Consider the following 18,358-nt stretch of genomic DNA (forward strand, 5'->3'; position numbering starts at 1 on the left):
ATCGCGCCAGTCTAGGGAAGCGTAAAATTCCTATCTCGGGTAATTATTCTCGTGATTGTTTACCTGGATTCCACAATCAAACGTGGCGGGAGCTGCAACATGAACATCGATTGGGTCAACTTCACGCCTTGGGCGTCCCTGGCCGGAGGCGCCTTGATTGGCCTGGCCGCCAGCCTGTTCATCCTGGCAAATGGTCGTATCGCCGGCATCAGTGGCCTGCTCGGCAGCCTGATCCAGGGCGATAGTGAGGGCCGCAGCGAGAAGGCGTTGTTCCTGCTCGGCCTGGTGCTGGCGCCGGTGCTGTGGGGACTGTTTGCCGTATTGCCCAAGGTCGAGGTGCATGCCGGGTGGCCGGCGTTGGTGATTGCCGGCCTGCTGGTCGGCGTGGGCACCCGCTACGCCGCGGGTTGCACCAGTGGCCATGGTGTCTGTGGCGTGTCCCGGTTATCCCCCAGGTCGATGCTGGCCACCTTGTGCTTCATGGCGACCGGGTTTGCCACGGTGTATGTCGTCCGCCATCTGCTGGGGGCTTGAACATGCGCAAGTTAACGGCCTTTCTCGCAGGGTTGATCTTTGGCCTCGGCCTGCTGCTGGGGGGCATGACCAACCCCGCGAAGGTGCTGGCGTTTCTTGATGTGGCCGGGGCCTGGGACCCCAGCCTGGCGCTGGTGATGGCAGGCGCCATCGCGGTGGCGGCAGCCCCGCTGAACTGGGCGCGCACGCGCAAGCAGTCCTTGCTCGGTGCGCCCATGCAGTTGCCCGTGAAGCGGACACTGGATGCCCGCTTGATTGGTGGCAGCCTGGTGTTTGGCGTGGGTTGGGGGGTTGCCGGGTTCTGCCCTGGGCCGGCGGTGGCGTTGGTGTCCACGGGGCGGTGGCAGGTTTTGCTGTTCGTGGTGGCGATGCTGGTGGGCATGTTTCTGTTTACCAGGCTGGAGAGCCGACGCGGCGCTTGAGCGGGCTATCGATTTCCGGTGCGCCACCACATGAGGGGCATGTCGCCCGAAGACACCTTCGGGTGTGTCGCTTAGCGTTATTCGCCCCGTAAAGCTGGGGCCATCAAGCCATGGTTCGCATCCTGGACCAGCGCCTTGGCCATGCCGCTGAGGTAGTGCATTGCCGTCAGTAGCGTGGGCAGGTGATCCGTTTCCACCATCGCCAGGTCACTGATCTTGTGCACCGCACACATCAGCACGGTGGCCTGCTCCACCGCATGGTCCAGCGGATGCCCCGCTACCACGCGGAACAACGGGTCCTTCACACCCGCCTCCCCGCCTTCGCCGAAATGGCCGACGCCGGTGGTGGCGAGTTGCTTGATGCGTGGGGGTTGCGATTCCTTCTCCATACCACTCCTCCTGCGGCCCCGCTCACGGTGCAGGGCCTGATCGGTGAACATCATGGGCGAGTACGCGTTCGCCAGGTCAGTGCCGGGATTGCACGCGGCTTATCGCCACTTGCACCAGGGTGTGGGCGCTGTCGATTTCGTGGATGGCGGCGAGGGTCAGGACTTGGGCTTGGGGTTTGGTGTGGTGGAGGATGGACTGCTGGCTGATGGTCAGGGCGCAGACGAGGTATTCGGAGATTTGGACCAGGAGGTCTTCTAGGGTTTGGGAGGTGTATTTGTTGAGGTGGGGTGGGTCGGGGACGATCTTTAGCATGGTTCGACTCCTTCATCGGATTGGAACCGCCAAGATCCTGCTGTCAAACAGAATGGTGGCAGCGGTACGTGGGTTGACAGACCGAGGATGAAGGAACCCGGCGCACACGAGGTGCCCCACGTACTGCCGCCATTAGCGCGCACGTGCGTCCTTCATCGAATAATGGCCTGTCAAAGCCGTGTCGCTTGTTAGCGACTTGGCGAGACTAGAGGGCTGCTGGAAGGACCGCAATGGCCTGAAACGCTGAAAAGTATGCTTGGGAAATGAACTACATAAAAGACCTAAAATTCTGTCAATTACCCGATTCTTTCCGATTTTCTTCAATGAATTACGAAGATCTACTCATTGACGTTGGGGGCTCTGGCAAACCACCATCGTCCACTACGCGAGAAGCATTGATTAAAGCTAGAGTCGGACAAGGTGCATTCCGGACAGCTTTATGCAAACGCTGGAGCAACAAGTGTGCACTTACAGGCCTGTCCAATCCTAATTTGCTGATTGCATCACACATCCATCCATGGGCACGTTGTGATAACAAAGCCCGATTGGATCCCGACAATGGTCTACCACTCGCAGCTCACATTGACCGCTTATTTGAATACGGGCTGATCTCATCCGATGACTTCGAAAAACTATTGACAAGCCCAAAACTCTGTTTCAAGGAACAAGAAATCCTAGGCCTTGAACGCTTCAAATCAATTGATGGTCTTAACGAAGGAAATCTTGAATACCTAAGTAAGCACAGGCAGCGCCATAATATCGGCTAACTGCAGGTCGACCTCCGGCTCAGGACTAGGGTTTGTACGAAAAGTCGCTGAGCGGCGATCAGCCAAGGCGAAAACAGGCGAGGAAGCGGGGTTGACTGGTTGTCAAAGGGCATTCCGAGCCTGTTTTAAACGCAGCATGATCGTCGCGCAGGCACCTTTCGTATAAAGCCTAGCGACTCCCTGTCCACCTAGCTAACTAGTAGCATCCCTACACCTTTTCTTCGACCATAAAAAAATCCAGTCACCGTTAAGTGGCTGGATTTTTTAGGGATTTTTGGTCGGGACGGAGTGATTCGAACACTCGACCCCTTGCACCCCATGCATGCCAAGCCAACGTAACGGCATGATACCGCTTGATTTTCCGCCAGGCGCTCGCTGCAACGAAGGCCAACGAGGGCGGACAGCAACGAACAAAGTCACTTCGAAAGTCACTGGCCATGGCCAGCCCGCCATCGGCGTTCTGCCGACCTTTCCCCTTCCTTTATATGCCTAAGCGACGCCGTGGTTGATTGCGTTACCACCTTGAACTGGCATGGTCAGGCTCCTTTCTGTTTGTGGGCGCCGGACAAGCTTTGCTTGTGGGCCTGATACGGGGTTGGCTTGGCGTCGCTGGTGGCGGTCGGGGCGGCTGCACCGTCCTTGGCCAGCTGCGCGAGCTGGGCCAGCAGGGTCGCGGCGTCACCGGTTCCCGCTTCAGCGGCAAAGGTGAAAGCCATGCCAAGAGTCAAACCCGCAAAAATCCACCCACTCCCCTACTACCACGGGCGAACTGCTCGGGGTGCCGGCCGCTGCCGAGCCTATCAGCCTCACCCGGAAATGTCGGTCGATAGCGCCTGGTGGCTTGCCGGCTGGCATGACTGCGACATGGAGCTCACCGATGAACCGAAAACTACGACGCTCGCTGCAGCTGCATAGGCGGCGTGACCAGTTCAACTTGCCGCCCAGCGGATTGAAGGAGGTGCTGCATGGCGATGTCTCAGCAAGAGCGAGACCAGAAGCGCCGCGACAAGGCGTCCAAACACCGTGAAGAAGACCTGCGCATGAAGGTCCGCGCCGGCACGCGCCAGGCGCTGACCGAGATCATGGAATGGGCCGAGGTCGAGGAAAACGGCGAGGCGATGACCCTGCTGATCCACCGCATCCATGAACTAGGGCCTGAAGCGGGCCGCCACTTCCTCAGTGCGCCGCGCCACGAAATCAAGCTTTCGAGTTCTGTGGTGCGCAAGCTCGATCAGTTCAGGCTGAGCCGCGAGCTTCGAGCTCCAGGCCTGATGCTTGGCGACGACCCCGACGACACCGGCCTTCTGCTAATCGCTGAGCGCGCCTGAATCCCTCCCAATACTGCCATGCCGCTGCCAGCACGGAACGCGGCGAACGCCCGAGGCTTAACCATGAAACCAGAAATGATCACCCTGAAACACGGCGACACCACTATCAAGATGCCGGCCGCATCCTTAGCCAAGGTCGCGATCGCCAGCGTGTTCGCCCAGGTGCTGCCACCTGCAGCTAACATTCCAGCGTCAGTAGTCGAATCAAACATCCCGGCCGTAGGTCAGCCATGGCCAGGCCAGGGCGGCATCAACGGCGGCTTCGTTCCTGCGATCGGCGATGTGCCAGCGTACTACCTGATCTTTGCCAGCGCCGATGTTGGCGGACATGAATGGGGCGGCCGAAGCCAGGAATCGAAAGCCACCAGCCGGCACGACGGCAAGGCCAATACCGATGTCCTTATCGCTGAGGGCGGCCACCCTGCCGCCGAGGCTTCCCGCGCCTACAGCGCCGACGGCCATGCCGACTTCGATCTGCCAGCGGCCTCTCAGCTCTATCAGGCCTGGGTGCACGGTTTGATCACGGAGGGAGCGTACTGGAGCAGCTCGCAGCGCTCGGCCTACTACGCATTCCGGGTCGTTCCAAGGAGTCATCATGGCAAAGATCAAGCTCACCAAGACCGCCGTAGAGTCGGCGCAACCCCAGGCGAAGGACATCGAACTACGGGATACCGTCGTGCCCGGCTTCCTTTGCAAGATTACCTCGACGGGACGCCGGGTGTTCATGCTCCAGTACCGCACGAACTCTGGCCAGCCCCGCAAGCCCTCGCTGGGACTCTACGGGGAGCTAACCGTCGAACAGGCGCGGGTCAAAGCGCAGGACTGGCTGGCCGAGGTTCGCCGGGGTGGTGATCCCGGCGGTGCCAAGGCCGAGACGCGCAAGGCGCCCACGATGGCCGAGTTGTGCAAAAAGTTCATGGAGGACTACTCCAAGAAGCGCAACAAGGTCAGCACGCAGGACGGCTACCAGGGCGTCATCGACCGCAACATCATCCCGCTGCTGGGCCGCAAGAAGGTGCATGACGTGAAGCGGCCCGACATTGCGGGGCTCATGGAAAAGCTGGCCTACAAGCCGACCGAGGCCAACAAGACCTTCGGCGTGCTGCGCAAGATGTTCAACTTGGCCGAAGTCTGGGGCTTCCGCCCGGACGGCACGAATCCGTGCCGCCACGTCCCGATGTACCCGCCGGGCAAGGAAACCCGGCTCATCGTGGACGAGGAAATGGTGCGGATCTTCCGCCAGTTGGAGAAACTGGAGGCGGAGGGGCTGGAGAACTACGTCATCCCGTTGGCGATCCGGCTGCAATTCGAGTTTGCGGCGCGGCGCTCCGAAATCTGCCCGCTCGAATGGAGCTGGCTGGACTTCGAGAACCGGCGCGTGGTGTGGCCCGACAGCAAGGTTGGCGGCATTTCCAAGCCCATGAGCGAGGAAGCCTATCGGCTGCTTTCGACGGCGCCGCGTCTGGAAGGCTGCCCTTACGTCCTGCCGTCGCCGAACGACCCGGCCAAGCACCTGACCTTTGGCGAGCACTATGGCGGCTGGTGCCGGACGCTCAAGGCCGCCAGCGTGCCGCACGTAGGCACGCACGGCATCCGTCATCGCTCGACCACCGACATTGCCAATTCCGGTGTGCCGACCAAAGTGGGAATGAAGCTGACGGGCCACAAGACCGTGGCGATGTTCATGCACTACGTCCACACCGAGGACAAGCCGGTGCGCGAGGCGGCCGAGCTGGTGGCCAGCCGCCGCCAAGCCATCACGGGCGCGCGGCAGCTTGCGGAGGCGGTGGCATGAACGGGCGCCGGCCATCAGCAGCATCGCTCGCAGCGCCCGCGGCGCTGCTGGGCGACATTCGGGCACTGATCGAGGCGGCGCGCTTGCGCGCCGCCTCGACGGTGAATAGCGAGCTTACGATGCTCTACTGGCGCATCGGCCAACGCATCCACACGCAGGTCTTGGACAGGCGCCGGGGCGCCTACGGCAAGGAAGTTCTGCCCACCTTGGCTGCGCAGTTGGTGGAGGAGTACGGCAGCAGCTTTGCAGAGCAGAACTTGCGCCGCATGGTGCAGTTCGCCGCCACCTTCCCCGACGAGCGAATTCTCGTATCACTGATACGAGAATTGAGCTGGACGCACTTCATCGCCCTGATGCCGCTGAAAGACCCGCTCCAGCGGGACTACTACGCACAGATGGCCAGCACCCAACGCTGGAGCGTGCGGACGCTGCGCGAGCGTATCGACTCGATGCTGTACGAGCGCACGGCGCTTTCCCAAAAGCCGGAAGAAACCATAGCGCAGGAGTTGGCGACCCTGCGCGATGCGCAGCGCATGTCGCCGGCCCTGGTCATGCGCGACCCGTACATCCTCGACTTCCTGGGCCTGCGGGACACTTGGCAGGAAGGCGACTTGGAAGCGGCGATCATCCGTGAAATGGAGTCCTTCCTGCTGGAGCTGGGCGCGGGCTTCTCATTCGTCGCCCGGCAGAAGCGCATTCCGATCGACGACGAGGATTTCCACCTTGACCTTCTGTTCTACAACCGCAAGCTGCGGCGGCTGGTTGCGGTGGAGTTGAAGGTAGGTGACTTCAAGGCGGCCTACAAAGGGCAGATGGAGCTTTACCTTCGGTGGCTAGACAAGCACGAACGGGAGCCGGAGGAAGCCTCGCCGCTCGGGATCATCCTTTGCACCGGCAAGAAGCGCGAGCAGATCGAATTGCTGGAGCTGGACAAGTCCGGCATCCACGTTGCCGAGTATCTGACCGCCTTGCCGCCGAGGGGCGTGCTGGTGGAGCGGCTGCAACAGGCAACGCAACGGGCGCAGTTGCAAATCGAGCAGCGCAAGACGGACAACGAGTAGTCCTGTCCCAAGCAGTCGGGCGTCCCGGCGTGCCGCCGTCGCGCTGTCGTGCTGCGCATCGAGCTTCGCTGCGCGAGTCTCGCCCCTGTCGGGCTTCCATCACTGACGCCTCCGTCCCGGCTCGTTGATCCGGGCCTGCGCGCTCCGCTTGCCAAAAATCGACTCTGTGCAGTGGGCGGGTGTGGGCGGTCTTGCTGTTCCCTTCACCGTATCACGGCGTTCTCGCCGTCAAGGGCGGCGCGCGCCATGCGCGCTTGCGTCCTGGCGGCCGTCTGCGACCCCTGACTGCTTGCGCTGCGCCGTGCTGCCGCCGGTTCCGGGCAATTCCGCCCGAGCAACCGGAGCACGATCATGTCGCAACTGTCCTTTCCCTCGTTCGATTCCTGTCTGCTGGTGCGCGACGCGCACGGGCGCTATCTACCGGCATCGGCCGACGACATTCTGGAAGCTGCGCGCCAGGTCATTGACCGGAAAATGCGGCGCGGAGCAGAGTTCACTTCGCCGGCGGCGGTCAAGGAATACTTGCGTACAAAGTTGGCCAGCTTCGAGCATGAGGTGTTCGTAGTGCTGTTCATGGATACGCGCCATCGTCTGATCGAATACAGGGAGATGTTCCACGGCACTATTGACGGTGCGTCGGTGTATCCGCGCGAAGTGGTCAAGGAGGCGCTGCGGCTCAATGCGGCGGCGGTCGTCGTTTCGCACAACCATCCGAGCGGAAACCCCGAGCCGAGCGCGGCTGACCGGGCGCTGACCCAGCGGCTCAAGGAAGCGTTGGGTCTGGTGGACGTGCGCGTGCTCGATCACATCATCGTTGCGGGCAACGAAACGGCATCGTTCGCCGAGCATGGGCTGATCTAGCCCAAGGGGCTTCGGCCCCTTTTTGCTGCGCCTGGTGGCATAGCTATGGCCCTCGCGGCCTGATGCTCAGGCCGTCGCAACCTGAATCATCTCGTCGTAATGTTTCTTGTCCACCTCTTCCAGCCACTGGAAGATGTTCCCGATGACGCTGTGGCTTTCGCCTGCCAAGTTTTCTGCGGATTCCTCTGTTATCTCAATAACGTCGCTATGTGAATACTTATTGATAAAGCGGTAGATTTTTTCTTTAAGCTCTGGTGTCGTGATGGTGCAATCTTTTAGGCCAGCCTCCATCAATTGACTAATGTCGCTTCGACGCCTTGGATATTTGAAGGTGAAAAACGATTCAACAAGCTTTCGGGCGAGGTTGGCGGTCAAGAACGCCTCATCTCGATTGAGTGTTGTGTGCGCCCTATATTCGTAGAGCTTCTTGAAGATATAGTGGTACTCGGAACCGTAGTTCTTGAGTGAGTCGTCGGCATCCACAAGTAGGGAGTGACGAGGGGAGCCAGGTGGCGCATCCAGGCGATAAAAGAAGCAATTCTCGGCGTTGCCTTTTTTGACTCGATTCCTATTGGTGCCAGTGAACCAGTCTCTCACTAGCTTAAAGTAAGTGAAGTTGTGAGTCAGCACAAAAAGTTGCTTGGCTTCAGTGCATTGCGTTCTCAAAAACGAGTAGGCGTGAAACAAGTGATTAGAATCAAAGCTTGAGACCGGATCGTCAACGACGACGATCGTATCCTTGATGTTATTTCCATTTTCTTTGAGCTTCGTGATGAAATAGACAAATGCAATCGCAGTTTTCTCACCTTCGCTCAAATTCCCATCGTGCTCACCAACCCCGTTTCTGATGATCTCATAGCCTTTCTTCTTCTGATTGAAGTTCAGGCAAAGCTCAGAGCGGCCAATGAAGCGATGCAGGATGTCATTGAACTCCTTTGCCCCGACCGTTTCATTCGAGAGCGCCGCTTCTATGGCTCCGACCTCTAGACTAATTTTTTCAATTTCCTTATGGTCGTTCTTTGCTTCTGACTCAAGGTCATTGCACTTCTTCTCACTTCCAGCATAGTCAAACTCTTGCACCTCAGCCGCAGCAAAGTGAAGCTCCAGTGCCACCTTGCTTTTTGAGGTCTCAGATTTGAAATTTGAAGTCTTATTGTTGTGCTTTCCAACGAGAGCAACAATCGATTTCAGGATGTCATTGAAATTGGTGACATCGTCTTCAACCACATCCGAGATCTGAATGTCTGTCTTCCCAGGGTCTGTGATCTTGGCCTTCAGGGCTTCCCGCCAGGCGTCGATTTGCTGGTCGATCTTTTCAGCAGCAGTTGCGTAGTCCTTTTGAAGCTTCTCTGCCTCGGCCGATAGTTCTTTATAAAACTCGGTCGATGCGGGAAACTGATTAGCTGGAGCGCCTTGAGATTCAATCCATGTCGCCGCGTTCTGAAGTCGGCTCTGAAACTCCGTGAACTCCTTGCTGAAGTGGGCAGCAAGCGCCTCGGCACGAAGCTGGGCGAACGGAGAGCCGCAGAACTCGCAGGATTGCGAGTCGTGGTTTTTATGGATTTCCAAGCCTGCTTGAACCCATTCGCGGATTTCCGGGTTATCGGTCAGCCGCTGGATTGCTTGATTGACCGCCGTAGTCCCAATCAAATCTCTGATGCGGCCCGCCGCTTTCTTAAAGTAGTCCGGCTCAATGGCCGTTGAGGCGAAAGCAATGCTTGGAAGCTGATCTGGCTTGGCGGCATTCGTAAGGTCGATAACCCTCTCATCTGGAAGAACCGACTCCGCCTTGATAATTGTCTCGCCGTTATTCTGTATGAAGTTGAAGAGCTTGCGGCGGTCGTAATTCAAGTAATAACTGTCGCTCGTATCAATCGCCTGAAGTCCAAGCTTCATTTTCTTGGCAGCATTGGTCAGGAACTTCTCTAATGCCTCACGCTGCTTCTTGATATCGCTTTGCTTGTCGTCGTGAGCCTTCTTTTTCGACTGAAGCTCGCTCTTCAGCTTCTCCAGCTTCTGCAAGTCATCAATCTTCTCTTTCGCAATAAGAAGGATGCTCTTTACGGATTTGTCCCAATCAATGTTCTCATGCACGAAGCGTTGATTGAAAACATGAATATTCAATTGGGATGAGTGGAGTGTGGATTCCGTGATCGTTGAGCCATCCTCCAGAACTACTGAAAATTGGCCCGTGCTGAAGCGGGGAACCATCGAGCGAAGCTCAAAGCAAGAGAATAGATTCGATAACGTTGACTTGCCTGTTCCATTCCAACCATAGACCAGGTTGTACCGGCCGAACTTTTGGATCTTCGTTCCATTGAAGTCGCTGAAGATTCCGAACTGTTTGAGGCGGTTGATGCAGACAATCATCTCTATATCTCCGTGTTCTTGCTTTCCCATCATTTGCTTGCGAAACAAATGGTAAACGAAGAGTCCTCTTGCGTCTCCGCTTCGCGGATCGCGCTGCTCCAGGTTCGCTAGTCGCTCATCCCTGGCGGGACTGGCTTCGCCAGCCTTCCGCATCGCTGACGCCTACGGCCCGGCTTCCAGCTTCGGGCCTGCGCGCTTCGCTTGCGTGCGGTCAGCACAAAGGGATGGCCGTTGCCTTGTCCAGCCGTCTCCCCTGACTTCATCACCTTACCCGCGACCGTAGCCCGCGACCGTGTGCCGTCAAGGCGCGCAGGGCCGTGTCCTCGGCTGCGCCTGCGGGCCGCACCAACCCTGCGCTTGGCTCCTTGACGGCCCCCGTCCGCGCGCTCCTTTGGGCGCGGGCGATGAACTCAGGAAAGACGGTGGCAACAGGGCCAACCGGGTTCCTCGTGCCGACCGCACCAAACAGCCGAAAGGCTGGGCTCCGAATCTAGAAATCCGGTGTGCGGTGTGAACAGCAAACCTCTTTTGTCAGGAGAAAGACCATGCAACTCGCATCCCGTTTCGCTTTCCGCTCCCCCTCGCTGCGCAGCGATTACCCGCTGTCCGACGACCAGATTCACCGCGTGGCCCCGTCCATCTTCGCGGATGCCCCGCACGAGAGCCGTTCGCAGCGGTACGCCTATATCCCCACCGCCGCCGTGCTGACCGAGCTTCGCAAAGAAGGCTTCCAGCCTTTCATGGTGACGCAAACCCGCGTGCGCGACGAAGGCAAGCGCGAGCACACCAAACACATGATTCGCTTGCGCCATGCCAGCCAGATCAACGGCGCGGAGGCCAACGAAATCGTGCTGCTGAACTCGCACGACGGCACCAGCAGCTATCAGATGCTGGCCGGAATGTTCCGGTTCGTGTGCAGCAATGGCCTTGTCTGCGGCAACACCGTGGCCGATGTGCGAGTGCCCCATAAAGGCGACGTGGCCGGTCTGGTCATTGAGGGGGCTTACGAAGTCTTGAGCGGTTTCGATCGGGTGAAGGAATCGCGCGATGCCATGCGCGGCATCACCTTGGACGATGGCGAATCCGAAGTGTTCGCCCGCGCCGCGCTCGCCCTCAAGTACGACGACCCCGACAAGCCCGCGCCCATCACGGAATCGCAAATCCTGATGCCGCGCCGCTTCGACGACCGCCGCCCCGACCTGTGGAGCGTGTTCAACCGCACCCAAGAAAACCTGACCCAAGGCGGGCTGCGTGGCCGCAGCGCCAACGGGCGCCGACAGCAAACCCGCCCGGTGCAGGGCATCGACCAAAACATCCGACTAAATCGCGCCCTCTGGCTGCTGGCCGATGGCATGCGCCAGTTGAAAGCCTGAATCCCCACGCGGCAGGGGCAGGCAGCAGCCCTTGTCGCTTTCTTCGCTGCTGCATCCCTGAACCGATAGGAGTTATCACCATGAACGCCGTTACCCAAACCGAAGCCCGCGCCATCAACACCGCCGCCGCTATCCCGCTGGAAGCCGCTGATCCGACCAAGAACCTGATTCTGGTTCCGCTGTCGCGGCTGGTGTCGCGTCCCACTGGCCGCAACGTGCGCAAGACCCCGCGCATGTCCATTCCCGAACTCGCCGCCAGCATCCAGCGTGTCGGCCTGCTGCAAAACCTCATCGTGATTGCCGCCGCCGATGGCGAGCATTACGAGGTCGTGGCCGGTGACCGTCGCCTCGCAGCGTTGAAGCTGCTGGCGAAAAAGCACCGCATTAGCAAGGAATGGGAGGTGCCTTGCCTGCTGGTGGCCGATGGCACCGCCCGCACGGCCAGCCTCACCGAGAACGTGCAGCGCGAAGCCATGCACCCCGCCGACCAGTTCGAGGCGTTCGCCGCGCTCGTGGCCGAAGGCCGCAGCATCGAGGACATTGCAGCGGATTTCAGCGTCACGCCGCTGGTGGTGCAGCGCCGTCTGAAACTCGCCAACGTGTCGCCGCGCCTGCTGGCCGACTACCGGGCCGAGGCCGTGAGCCTTGACCAGTTGATGGCCCTCGCCATCACCGACGACCATGCTGCGCAGGAAGCCGCGTTCTACGATGCGCCCACATGGCAGCGCGGCCCGCACAACCTGCGCGACCGCCTGACCGAACGCGAAATCGACGCCTACCGGCATCCGCTGGTGCGCTTTGTCGGGCTGGACGGCTACGAGCAGGAAGGCGGTGGCATCCGCCGCGACCTGTTCGCGGAGGGCGACAAAGGCGTGTATCTGACCGATGCCGCACTGCTGGAACGGCTGGCGCAGGACAAGCTGGCAGGTATCGCCGCCAAGGTGCAGGCCGAGGGCTGGGCGTGGGTGGATGCCACGCCGGGCATGACCCATGCCGATCTGCAAGCCTTCCAGCGTGCGCCAAGGGAACGCCGCAGTCCGAACAAGCGCGCCGCGCAGCGCATCGAGAAGCTGCAAACCAAGCTGCACGAACTGGCCGAGGCGGTGGATGCCGCGCTGGACGACGAGGACGAGGAAAAGGCCGATGCCTTGCAGGAAGAAGGCGAACGCCTGGGCGAGCAGTTGCAGGCGCTGGAAGATGGCTTGCTGGACTATGCGGCCAACGTGAAGGCCGCAGCCGGTGCCATTGTCACCATCGACCGCGACGGGCAGGCCGCGATTCATCGCGGGCTGCTGCGCGAAGCGGAGGCCAAGGCACTGCGCACGCTGGAGCGGCTGCGGCAGGGTTTCGGCAGCGAAGGCGAAGCCGCGAACGAGGACGCAGGCGAGGACGACGAGCAGCCCAAGACCGCCGCCATGTCTGACCGACTGGCGCAGCGGTTGAGCGCGCACCGTACCGCTGCGCTGCAAATCGAAGTTGCACGGCATCCGCAAGCAGCGCTGGCCGCCGTGGTGCATGGCATGGTGCAGACCGTCTTGCAGGAAAGGCACTACGGGCACGACCTGCCGCTGGGTGTGCGCCTCACGGTGCAAGACCGGCTGGAAGGCATGGCCCCGGACTGGCCGGAATCACCCGCCGCCGTGGCGCTGCGCGAACTGCAACAGGTGGCAGGCGAAACCTTGCCGGAGGACAGCGCCGAACTGTTCGCCGCGCTGCTGGCGAAATCACAGGATGAACTGGTGCGGCTGTTGGCCGTGTGCTTAGCTTCCACGGTGGACGTGGTGACGCCTCGCGCCACGCCGCACCAGCCCGGCGCGGAACTGGCGCAGGCCGTGGGGCTGGATATGGCCGCGTGGTGGCAGCCCACCAATGAGGGTTACTTCCGGCATGTGCCGAAGGCCGCGATTCTGGAAGCCGTTGGCGGGTTCGCGCCCTCGCACGTCACCCGACTGGCGAAGTTGAAGAAGGGCGACATTGCCAGCGAAGCCGAACGGCTGGCCGCTGGCACCGGCTGGATGCCCGCCATCTTCCGCTCCGAAGGCCCGCAGCAGACCGGGCAGGACGCGCCGGCGGATGGCGAAGCCGAAGCACAGGAAGAAGTGGCCGCCGTGGCGGATGACCAGCCGCAGGCCGAGGCTTTGGCCGCGTGACTTCGCACCGTAGATAGCGCCCCGGTTCCGGCCGGGGCGCTTCATGTTGAGGATGCCTGCCATGACCCACCAACCCGCAAACCGCCCCCGCATAGCTGCGACCTATGCCTCCGGCACGGTGCGCGCCCGCCGCTGGCACGGCGACGGCGACGTGCGCGGCTACCGTCCGCCGCGTGGCTGGACGGCCCGCGCCGACCTGACCGATCTGCATCCCCTCACGGGCCGCGCCTTGCCGCGCGCCGTGTGGTGGATCATCGAAACCAAGGAATAACGAGCCGCACCGGCCCCAAGCCGTGCCGCCTTGGGGCCGGTGGTCGAAAACTCCGGGCGCGGCGGTGGCCGCGCCCGGTTTCACTGCTCAAAGCCAAAACGCCCCATCGCCGCCTTCGGACAGGCGGCGATGGGGCCACGCACAAGGGCGCTCGTGCGCGAAATCCACGAAGCCAGCAAGTGTGGCGGCGCATCGCGCCGCCAACGATTCGACCGAGCCCCGCCGCAATGGGCGGGGCTGGTGTGGCTACGCCCCGGCTTGCTGCGGCAGGTTGCACGAAAGCGTGCCGTCCCCGACGCTGGCGGTTCGTTGTCTGTACGTCACGAAAGACGGTTCACCGACACGCCGCCCAGCCTCGCTTCTATGGAGCTTCCACACCACGCCTCAGTATGTGGCCGTGAGCTGCGGCAGGGGCGCTCTGGCCTTGTCGTCGGGGCATTGACCTGGCCCGCGTCAGGGCGCAAGCCGGTGCAGCCGTCACGCGGGGATGCCGAGTTGGCCACGTCTCCATTCGGGAGCGGGCGGCCTGTGCGTCCTTGTCTTGTTGTGAATCCTGGCGGTGGCGCGGCTGCGCCTTGTGCTTGATGGCCGCAACCTTGCAGCGAAAACAATTTCCCCTGCGCTGCGCGCATTCCTCGCGGGACAAATTCTTTTCGCTTCCAGGTTCTCCACGTTGTTGCGACCGCTGTGCGGTGCGACCAGCCCATCCCCCGCCGGCCGGATCACAACAAGGACGCACTGGCGCGACCTTGTTCAACCCGAAAGGAGAAACATCATGGCTAACATCGGCACCTTCACCGCAGAGAAAGACGGCTTCACCGGCACGCTTCGCACCCTGACGCTCAACGTCAAGGTCAAGCTGGTTCCCAACGACAAGGGCGACACCGAGAACGCCCCCGACTTCCACCTGCAAGCGGCTGGCCACGAAGTCGGCGCAGCGTGGAAGAAGACCAGCGAGGCCGGGCGGGAATACCTGTCCGTATCCATCGACGACCCTTCGTTCCCGGCGACGGTCTATGCCCGCCTGATCGAGAACGAGGACGGCACGCACGACCTGATCTGGTCGCGCAACAAGCCGAAGGCGGCCTGACAGCCGCTTACCGCGTCCCGCCCACTGCGGCGGGGCGCGATGCTGCTGATCGCAGCACCGCACGCGCAGGATTTCTGCTGCTGCCGCGTGCTGGATACGCCCGTCACGGCGGGCCTGCATGCGTGCCTTGTGGCTCGCAATCCGTGTCAACGAGCGGTGTGTGGCGTGTCGGCGCTGTAAGCGCCGCCGGGCTTTCGGGCTTCGCCCCGTGCCGGCAAGCCGTCACGGCCATCCGGCTTCAATCCCTCACGCCTTCGCGCCTGCGGCGCTGCGCGCTCCGCTTGCTGCAATTCAGTACCACACGCCAACGCGCTAAGGCGTGTCGGGCTCTTCCAATATCGCCCTGAGTTCCTGGCGCACCTGTGCCAGCAATTCATCAGCTTCGCGGGTGCTGTCACCGGCATAAGCCAATGTGAGCAGCGTGAGCGGATGCACTTCCATGACCTCGCACAGATCGGCCAGCTTCTGGATGGTTGGGCTTTTCAGGTCGCGCTCCAGCGTGCTCATGTAGGTGCGACTGGACACGTTGGAGAACGCTTCCTGGCTCAAACCACGCGCCTTCCTTACCGTCCGAATCGCCGCTGCCAATGAGTTCTTCGCTGCCACCTATGGTTTCCCCAAAAAACCAAGATGACAGCCCATTGCGCCCTATAGGACTACAATCTATAGTGTTCATTTGGTGGTGATGTTTTCCTTTTCCGTGCTTTTACGGAGATCCGCATCTGCGGATTTCCTCAGACCCAGGGAACCGCATCCGTGTCTTTCCTGACTTCCACCAATACGCCTTCGTGCCTCTCCGCTTTTGCGGCTTCGTGCGCTTGCGCATACGTGCATCCGTCCGCAGGCACAGATGCGCCTCGGCGATTGCGTGTGTTCGTGGAAGGGGCGCGGCCTTGACCACGCTTGTCACCGAGGAAGACCGGGTGCACCTACTGGCCCACGGCCTCACCCGCGCCGCAGGCCAGGAATGTGACCCGCTGCCCGTGGTGCGCCTGTTCACACCGGACGCACATGCGACCTGGCTATTGGCCGCGCTCGATCCGACCGATGGCGATACGGCCTACGGCCTGATCGACCTCGGGATCGGGATGCCTGCCCTGGCGACGGTGAAGCTGTCCGATCTGGCGTCCATCGTCGGGCCGCTCAAGCAGCCCGTGATACGAGATCGGTATTTCCAGCCGACGCGGCCGCTGTCGGAATACGTTCGACTGGCTCAGGAAAACGGTTCGATCACCGATTGACGCATTCCAGCGCGACCAGGCAAAAAGTATCGCATTGTGACTATTTCGGTCTTAGCCAAGACCTGGCAAGTCTTGATCCGCATGCTTGCACCAGGGTGGTGCGCTCCTGACCAAAACAGTCATGATGCCAGGCGCGAGATTCGGCACGGTGTTCAATGCTGCACCCCATTTCCGGGCGGTGCAGTCGTCGCATTTAGACGATTTCGGCAATGCACTGGAGCGAATCTGTCTTGACACCAGCAGTTAAAGCGTAACCCGAGTTTGATGACCACTTGATGGCGATTCGATAGCTCCCGCACAGCGGAATTGTGGCGACGTTCCCAGAAACAGGGAGGTTTCGCCATGACTGACCGCAGCAGCCAACACTGGTATCCCACGGCCGCGTATCTCTACACGCTGCACCTCGATGGCCCAGCGCTGGCTTGGGAGTATTTGCGCAGGAATCCAAGCTACCGGCGCGACTGGCTACGCCGGCGTCGCAAGCCTGATGCGGCGCAGGCCTGGGGCCTGCGCCTGCTGGAAGATCCCGGCCTGGATGCGCGCGACGCACATCCTGCTTGGTTCCCCGATCACGATGCCGTGGTGCAGCTATACCCCGACGCCGACCCACCACCCGATGCGCATACCTTCGAGTTCTGGCGCATTCCTGGGCGCAAGCAACTGACCCACGACGGCAAGCGCCTGGTGCTCGTATCGCATTGGCCAGGCTGCTGCGTTCGGCTGGCACTCGCACCCGACCTGGAAGATGGTTCGGCCTATCTCTACGCCACACGCGCCTGCGCCACGCCCTGTGCGCGCTACCGCACGCTCGCTGCGAAGCTGGATGCGCTATCTGCCGCAACCGTGGCCACGCCTGTGGCAACAGCCCGCTCCCGCCCCACGCCCGCCGCGCTGCTGGAACTGCATACCTTGCAAGCGCTCGACGCGACCCTCGCGGGAGCCTCCTTGCGCGAGGTGGGCGAAGGTCTGTTCGGCGCGGATGCCGTCGCGGCCGACTGGCACAAAGACAGTGCATTGCGTGCCCGCGTACGGCGGCTGGTACGCCGCGGCGATGAGCTGATGCACGGCGGCTACCGCCGACTAGCGCAGCTTCCAATGTTCCCGTCGCATTAGGGGGGACGTTTCTCGACCCGTGCGAATCGTCCCTTAGCAAGAAGCCTTGCTTTCTTGAGAGTGCCTCTATCCGGCCGCGTGGTGTGGCCGGGCTTGATGGAGGTACATCCCATGCGACCTGCTCCCTCGCGGCCTGCCGCCGCTGCCGTCACTGCGACCTCGCAGCCTCAACGCTACCTGACAAACGACGAAGCCGCCGACTACCTGCGGCTGTCGCCGCGCACGCTGGAGAAGCAGCGGGTGATCGGCGGCGGCCCCAAGTTCCGCAAGTTCGGCCGCCGCGTCATGTACGCGGTGTCCGACCTCGATGCCTGGGCCGACCAGCGCAGCTACGAGGCCACGTCCGATCCCGAATACGCCGAGCGCCACGCGGGCGACTACCGTGATGGCCGCTGATCGTCGGCGCGTGGGTGGCCTTCGCCATGTCCAGCCCGCCAGGGCAAGCCTTGCCGCAGCGCGAACAGCTCGATCTGTTCCGCGCGCTGCCGGGCGACATGGCGCCACGCGATTCCCAGGACTTGATGGCCTTTCCGTTCTTCTCGCTTGCCAAGTCGCGGCGCACGGCGCCGATCGACTTCCGCAGCGGGAACGTCACCATTCGCGTGGAAGGCACGCAGGAGCACGGCATCGCAACGATATGGGATGCCGACGTGCTGATATGGGCCGCCTCGCAGATCGTGGAGGCGCGCGACGCGGGCCTGCGCCCGTCGCGCTGGATACGCGCCACGCCTTACGAGATTTTGCGCTTCATCGGGCGCGGCACGTCCCTCAACGACTACCAGCGCCTGAAGGCCGCCCTCGACCGGCTGCAATCGACCACGGTGGCCACGTCCATCCGCGAAACCACGGGAAGGCGCTTGCATCGCTTCTCGTGGATCAACGAGTGGAAGGAACTCGCCGACGCCAGCGGCACCCCGCTGGGCATCGAGCTGATCTTGCCGGACTGGTTCTATGCCGGCGTGCTCGACGCCGCCCTGGTGCTGACCATCGACCCGGCCTATTTCCGCTTGAAGGGCGGTATCGAACGCTGGCTGTACCGCCTGGTGCGCAAGCATGGCGGGCGGCAGGAGCACGGCTGGCAATTCGACTTCCGACACCTGTACCGCAAATCCGGCAGCGCGGCCCGCTTCTCGGACTTCGCCTACGACGTGCGCGCCCTGGTGGCGCGGCAGTCGTTGCCCGGCTACGTCCTCGGCATCGAGCGGATGCCGGACGACAACACCGAGCTGCTGACCTTCCGGCCCGTGCCGCACGCGGCACGGGGATAACTGCGGGAGAAC

21 protein-coding genes and 1 tRNA gene are annotated in these 18,358 nt (G+C 61.6%); 15 read left to right on the forward strand and 7 right to left on the reverse strand.

The window, feature by feature from the left end:
- The first annotated feature begins 99 nt into the window (after window positions 1-99).
- Entirely contained in the window at window positions 100-534 is a 435-nt protein-coding gene (locus L6D77_RS23515; RefSeq protein WP_232885077.1) for a YeeE/YedE family protein, read from the forward strand.
- Window positions 535-536: 2 nt separating this feature from the next.
- Window positions 537-956, forward strand: coding sequence for a DUF6691 family protein (locus L6D77_RS23520; protein ID WP_232885078.1), 420 nt, complete (start codon window positions 537-539; stop codon window positions 954-956).
- Between the two features lie 77 nt (window positions 957-1,033).
- On the opposite strand, the gene L6D77_RS23525 is transcribed toward L6D77_RS23520, so the two are convergent.
- Complete coding sequence (locus L6D77_RS23525; protein WP_232885079.1) at window positions 1,034-1,345, reverse strand: DUF3077 domain-containing protein; 312 nt, start codon at window positions 1,343-1,345, stop codon at window positions 1,034-1,036.
- A gap of 76 nt (window positions 1,346-1,421) precedes the next feature.
- Window positions 1,422-1,658, reverse strand: a complete 237-nt coding sequence (locus tag L6D77_RS23530) for a hypothetical protein (protein WP_232885080.1) — start codon at window positions 1,656-1,658, stop codon at window positions 1,422-1,424.
- Window positions 1,659-1,981: 323 nt separating this feature from the next.
- Here L6D77_RS23530 and L6D77_RS23535 point away from each other — a divergent pair, with 323 nt between their 5' ends.
- Entirely contained in the window at window positions 1,982-2,425 is a 444-nt protein-coding gene (locus L6D77_RS23535; RefSeq protein WP_236170177.1) for an HNH endonuclease, read from the forward strand.
- Window positions 2,426-2,700: 275 nt separating this feature from the next.
- Here the strand turns inward: L6D77_RS23535 and L6D77_RS23540 are convergent.
- Window positions 2,701-2,789, reverse strand: a tRNA-Ser gene (locus L6D77_RS23540).
- Between the two features lie 172 nt (window positions 2,790-2,961).
- Window positions 2,962-3,141 carry a hypothetical protein gene (locus tag L6D77_RS23545; RefSeq protein WP_236170178.1) on the reverse strand — a complete coding sequence of 60 codons (180 nt, stop codon included), beginning with the start codon at window positions 3,139-3,141 and terminating at the stop codon, window positions 2,962-2,964.
- 249 nt (window positions 3,142-3,390) lie between these two features.
- Between L6D77_RS23545 and L6D77_RS23550 the strand changes: the two genes are divergently transcribed.
- Entirely contained in the window at window positions 3,391-3,753 is a 363-nt protein-coding gene (locus L6D77_RS23550) for a hypothetical protein (protein WP_236170179.1), read from the forward strand.
- A gap of 204 nt (window positions 3,754-3,957) precedes the next feature.
- Here the strand turns inward: L6D77_RS23550 and L6D77_RS23555 are convergent, their stop codons facing one another.
- Window positions 3,958-4,266 carry a hypothetical protein gene (locus L6D77_RS23555; RefSeq protein WP_236170180.1) on the reverse strand — a complete coding sequence of 103 codons (309 nt, stop codon included), beginning with the start codon at window positions 4,264-4,266 and terminating at the stop codon, window positions 3,958-3,960.
- An 82-nt stretch (window positions 4,267-4,348) separates the two neighbouring features.
- Between L6D77_RS23555 and L6D77_RS23560 the strand changes: the two genes are divergently transcribed.
- From L6D77_RS23560 to radC, 3 genes are all read left to right on the forward strand, one after another.
- Entirely contained in the window at window positions 4,349-5,548 is a 1,200-nt protein-coding gene (locus L6D77_RS23560) for a tyrosine-type recombinase/integrase (protein WP_236170181.1), read from the forward strand.
- Entirely contained in the window at window positions 5,545-6,609 is a 1,065-nt protein-coding gene (locus L6D77_RS23565; RefSeq protein ID WP_003092331.1) for a PDDEXK nuclease domain-containing protein, read from the forward strand. Before L6D77_RS23560 ends, L6D77_RS23565 begins: the two co-directional genes overlap by 4 nt.
- A gap of 351 nt (window positions 6,610-6,960) precedes the next feature.
- Window positions 6,961-7,470 (forward strand): RadC family protein, encoded by a 510-nt coding sequence (radC, locus tag L6D77_RS23570; RefSeq protein ID WP_003092330.1) that lies wholly within the window; start codon window positions 6,961-6,963, stop codon window positions 7,468-7,470.
- 66 nt (window positions 7,471-7,536) lie between these two features.
- Here the strand turns inward: radC and L6D77_RS23575 are convergent, their stop codons facing one another.
- The gene (locus L6D77_RS23575; protein WP_006379607.1) at window positions 7,537-9,840 is read right to left on the reverse strand and encodes an ATP-binding protein; all 2,304 of its coding nucleotides are present in this window, start codon (window positions 9,838-9,840) and stop codon (window positions 7,537-7,539) included.
- 545 nt (window positions 9,841-10,385) lie between these two features.
- On the opposite strand from L6D77_RS23575, the gene L6D77_RS23580 reads away from it, so the two are divergent.
- From L6D77_RS23580 to L6D77_RS23595, 4 genes are all read left to right on the forward strand, one after another.
- Window positions 10,386-11,213 (forward strand): DUF932 domain-containing protein, encoded by an 828-nt coding sequence (locus tag L6D77_RS23580; protein ID WP_003092327.1) that lies wholly within the window; start codon window positions 10,386-10,388, stop codon window positions 11,211-11,213.
- An 80-nt stretch (window positions 11,214-11,293) separates the two neighbouring features.
- Window positions 11,294-13,363, forward strand: coding sequence for a ParB/RepB/Spo0J family partition protein (locus L6D77_RS23585; RefSeq protein WP_236170182.1), 2,070 nt, complete (start codon window positions 11,294-11,296; stop codon window positions 13,361-13,363).
- A gap of 61 nt (window positions 13,364-13,424) precedes the next feature.
- Entirely contained in the window at window positions 13,425-13,634 is a 210-nt protein-coding gene (locus L6D77_RS23590) for a hypothetical protein (protein WP_022580212.1), read from the forward strand.
- Between the two features lie 775 nt (window positions 13,635-14,409).
- The gene (locus L6D77_RS23595) at window positions 14,410-14,724 is read left to right on the forward strand and encodes a DUF736 domain-containing protein (protein WP_001273857.1); all 315 of its coding nucleotides are present in this window, start codon (window positions 14,410-14,412) and stop codon (window positions 14,722-14,724) included.
- Window positions 14,725-15,036: 312 nt separating this feature from the next.
- Here L6D77_RS23595 and L6D77_RS23600 read toward each other — a convergent pair whose 3' ends face one another.
- Window positions 15,037-15,330 (reverse strand): helix-turn-helix domain-containing protein, encoded by a 294-nt coding sequence (locus L6D77_RS23600; RefSeq protein ID WP_006379425.1) that lies wholly within the window; start codon window positions 15,328-15,330, stop codon window positions 15,037-15,039.
- A 287-nt stretch (window positions 15,331-15,617) separates the two neighbouring features.
- Between L6D77_RS23600 and L6D77_RS23605 the strand changes: the two genes are divergently transcribed.
- The 4 genes from L6D77_RS23605 (at window position 15,618) to L6D77_RS23620 (ending at window position 18,346) form a co-directional block, all read left to right on the forward strand.
- Window positions 15,618-15,965 (forward strand): DUF2958 domain-containing protein, encoded by a 348-nt coding sequence (locus tag L6D77_RS23605; RefSeq protein WP_016487838.1) that lies wholly within the window; start codon window positions 15,618-15,620, stop codon window positions 15,963-15,965.
- Between the two features lie 342 nt (window positions 15,966-16,307).
- Entirely contained in the window at window positions 16,308-17,078 is a 771-nt protein-coding gene (locus tag L6D77_RS23610; protein ID WP_003092318.1) for a DUF2285 domain-containing protein, read from the forward strand.
- A gap of 111 nt (window positions 17,079-17,189) precedes the next feature.
- Window positions 17,190-17,474 carry a helix-turn-helix transcriptional regulator gene (locus L6D77_RS23615; protein WP_001247107.1) on the forward strand — a complete coding sequence of 95 codons (285 nt, stop codon included), beginning with the start codon at window positions 17,190-17,192 and terminating at the stop codon, window positions 17,472-17,474.
- 26 nt (window positions 17,475-17,500) lie between these two features.
- The gene (locus L6D77_RS23620) at window positions 17,501-18,346 is read left to right on the forward strand and encodes a replication initiator protein A (protein WP_022652188.1); all 846 of its coding nucleotides are present in this window, start codon (window positions 17,501-17,503) and stop codon (window positions 18,344-18,346) included.
- The last annotated feature ends 12 nt before the right edge of the window (window positions 18,347-18,358 follow it).

The organism is Pseudomonas parasichuanensis (genome assembly GCF_021601385.1).
GTDB classification, from domain to species: Bacteria; Pseudomonadota; Gammaproteobacteria; order Pseudomonadales; family Pseudomonadaceae; genus Aquipseudomonas; species Aquipseudomonas parasichuanensis.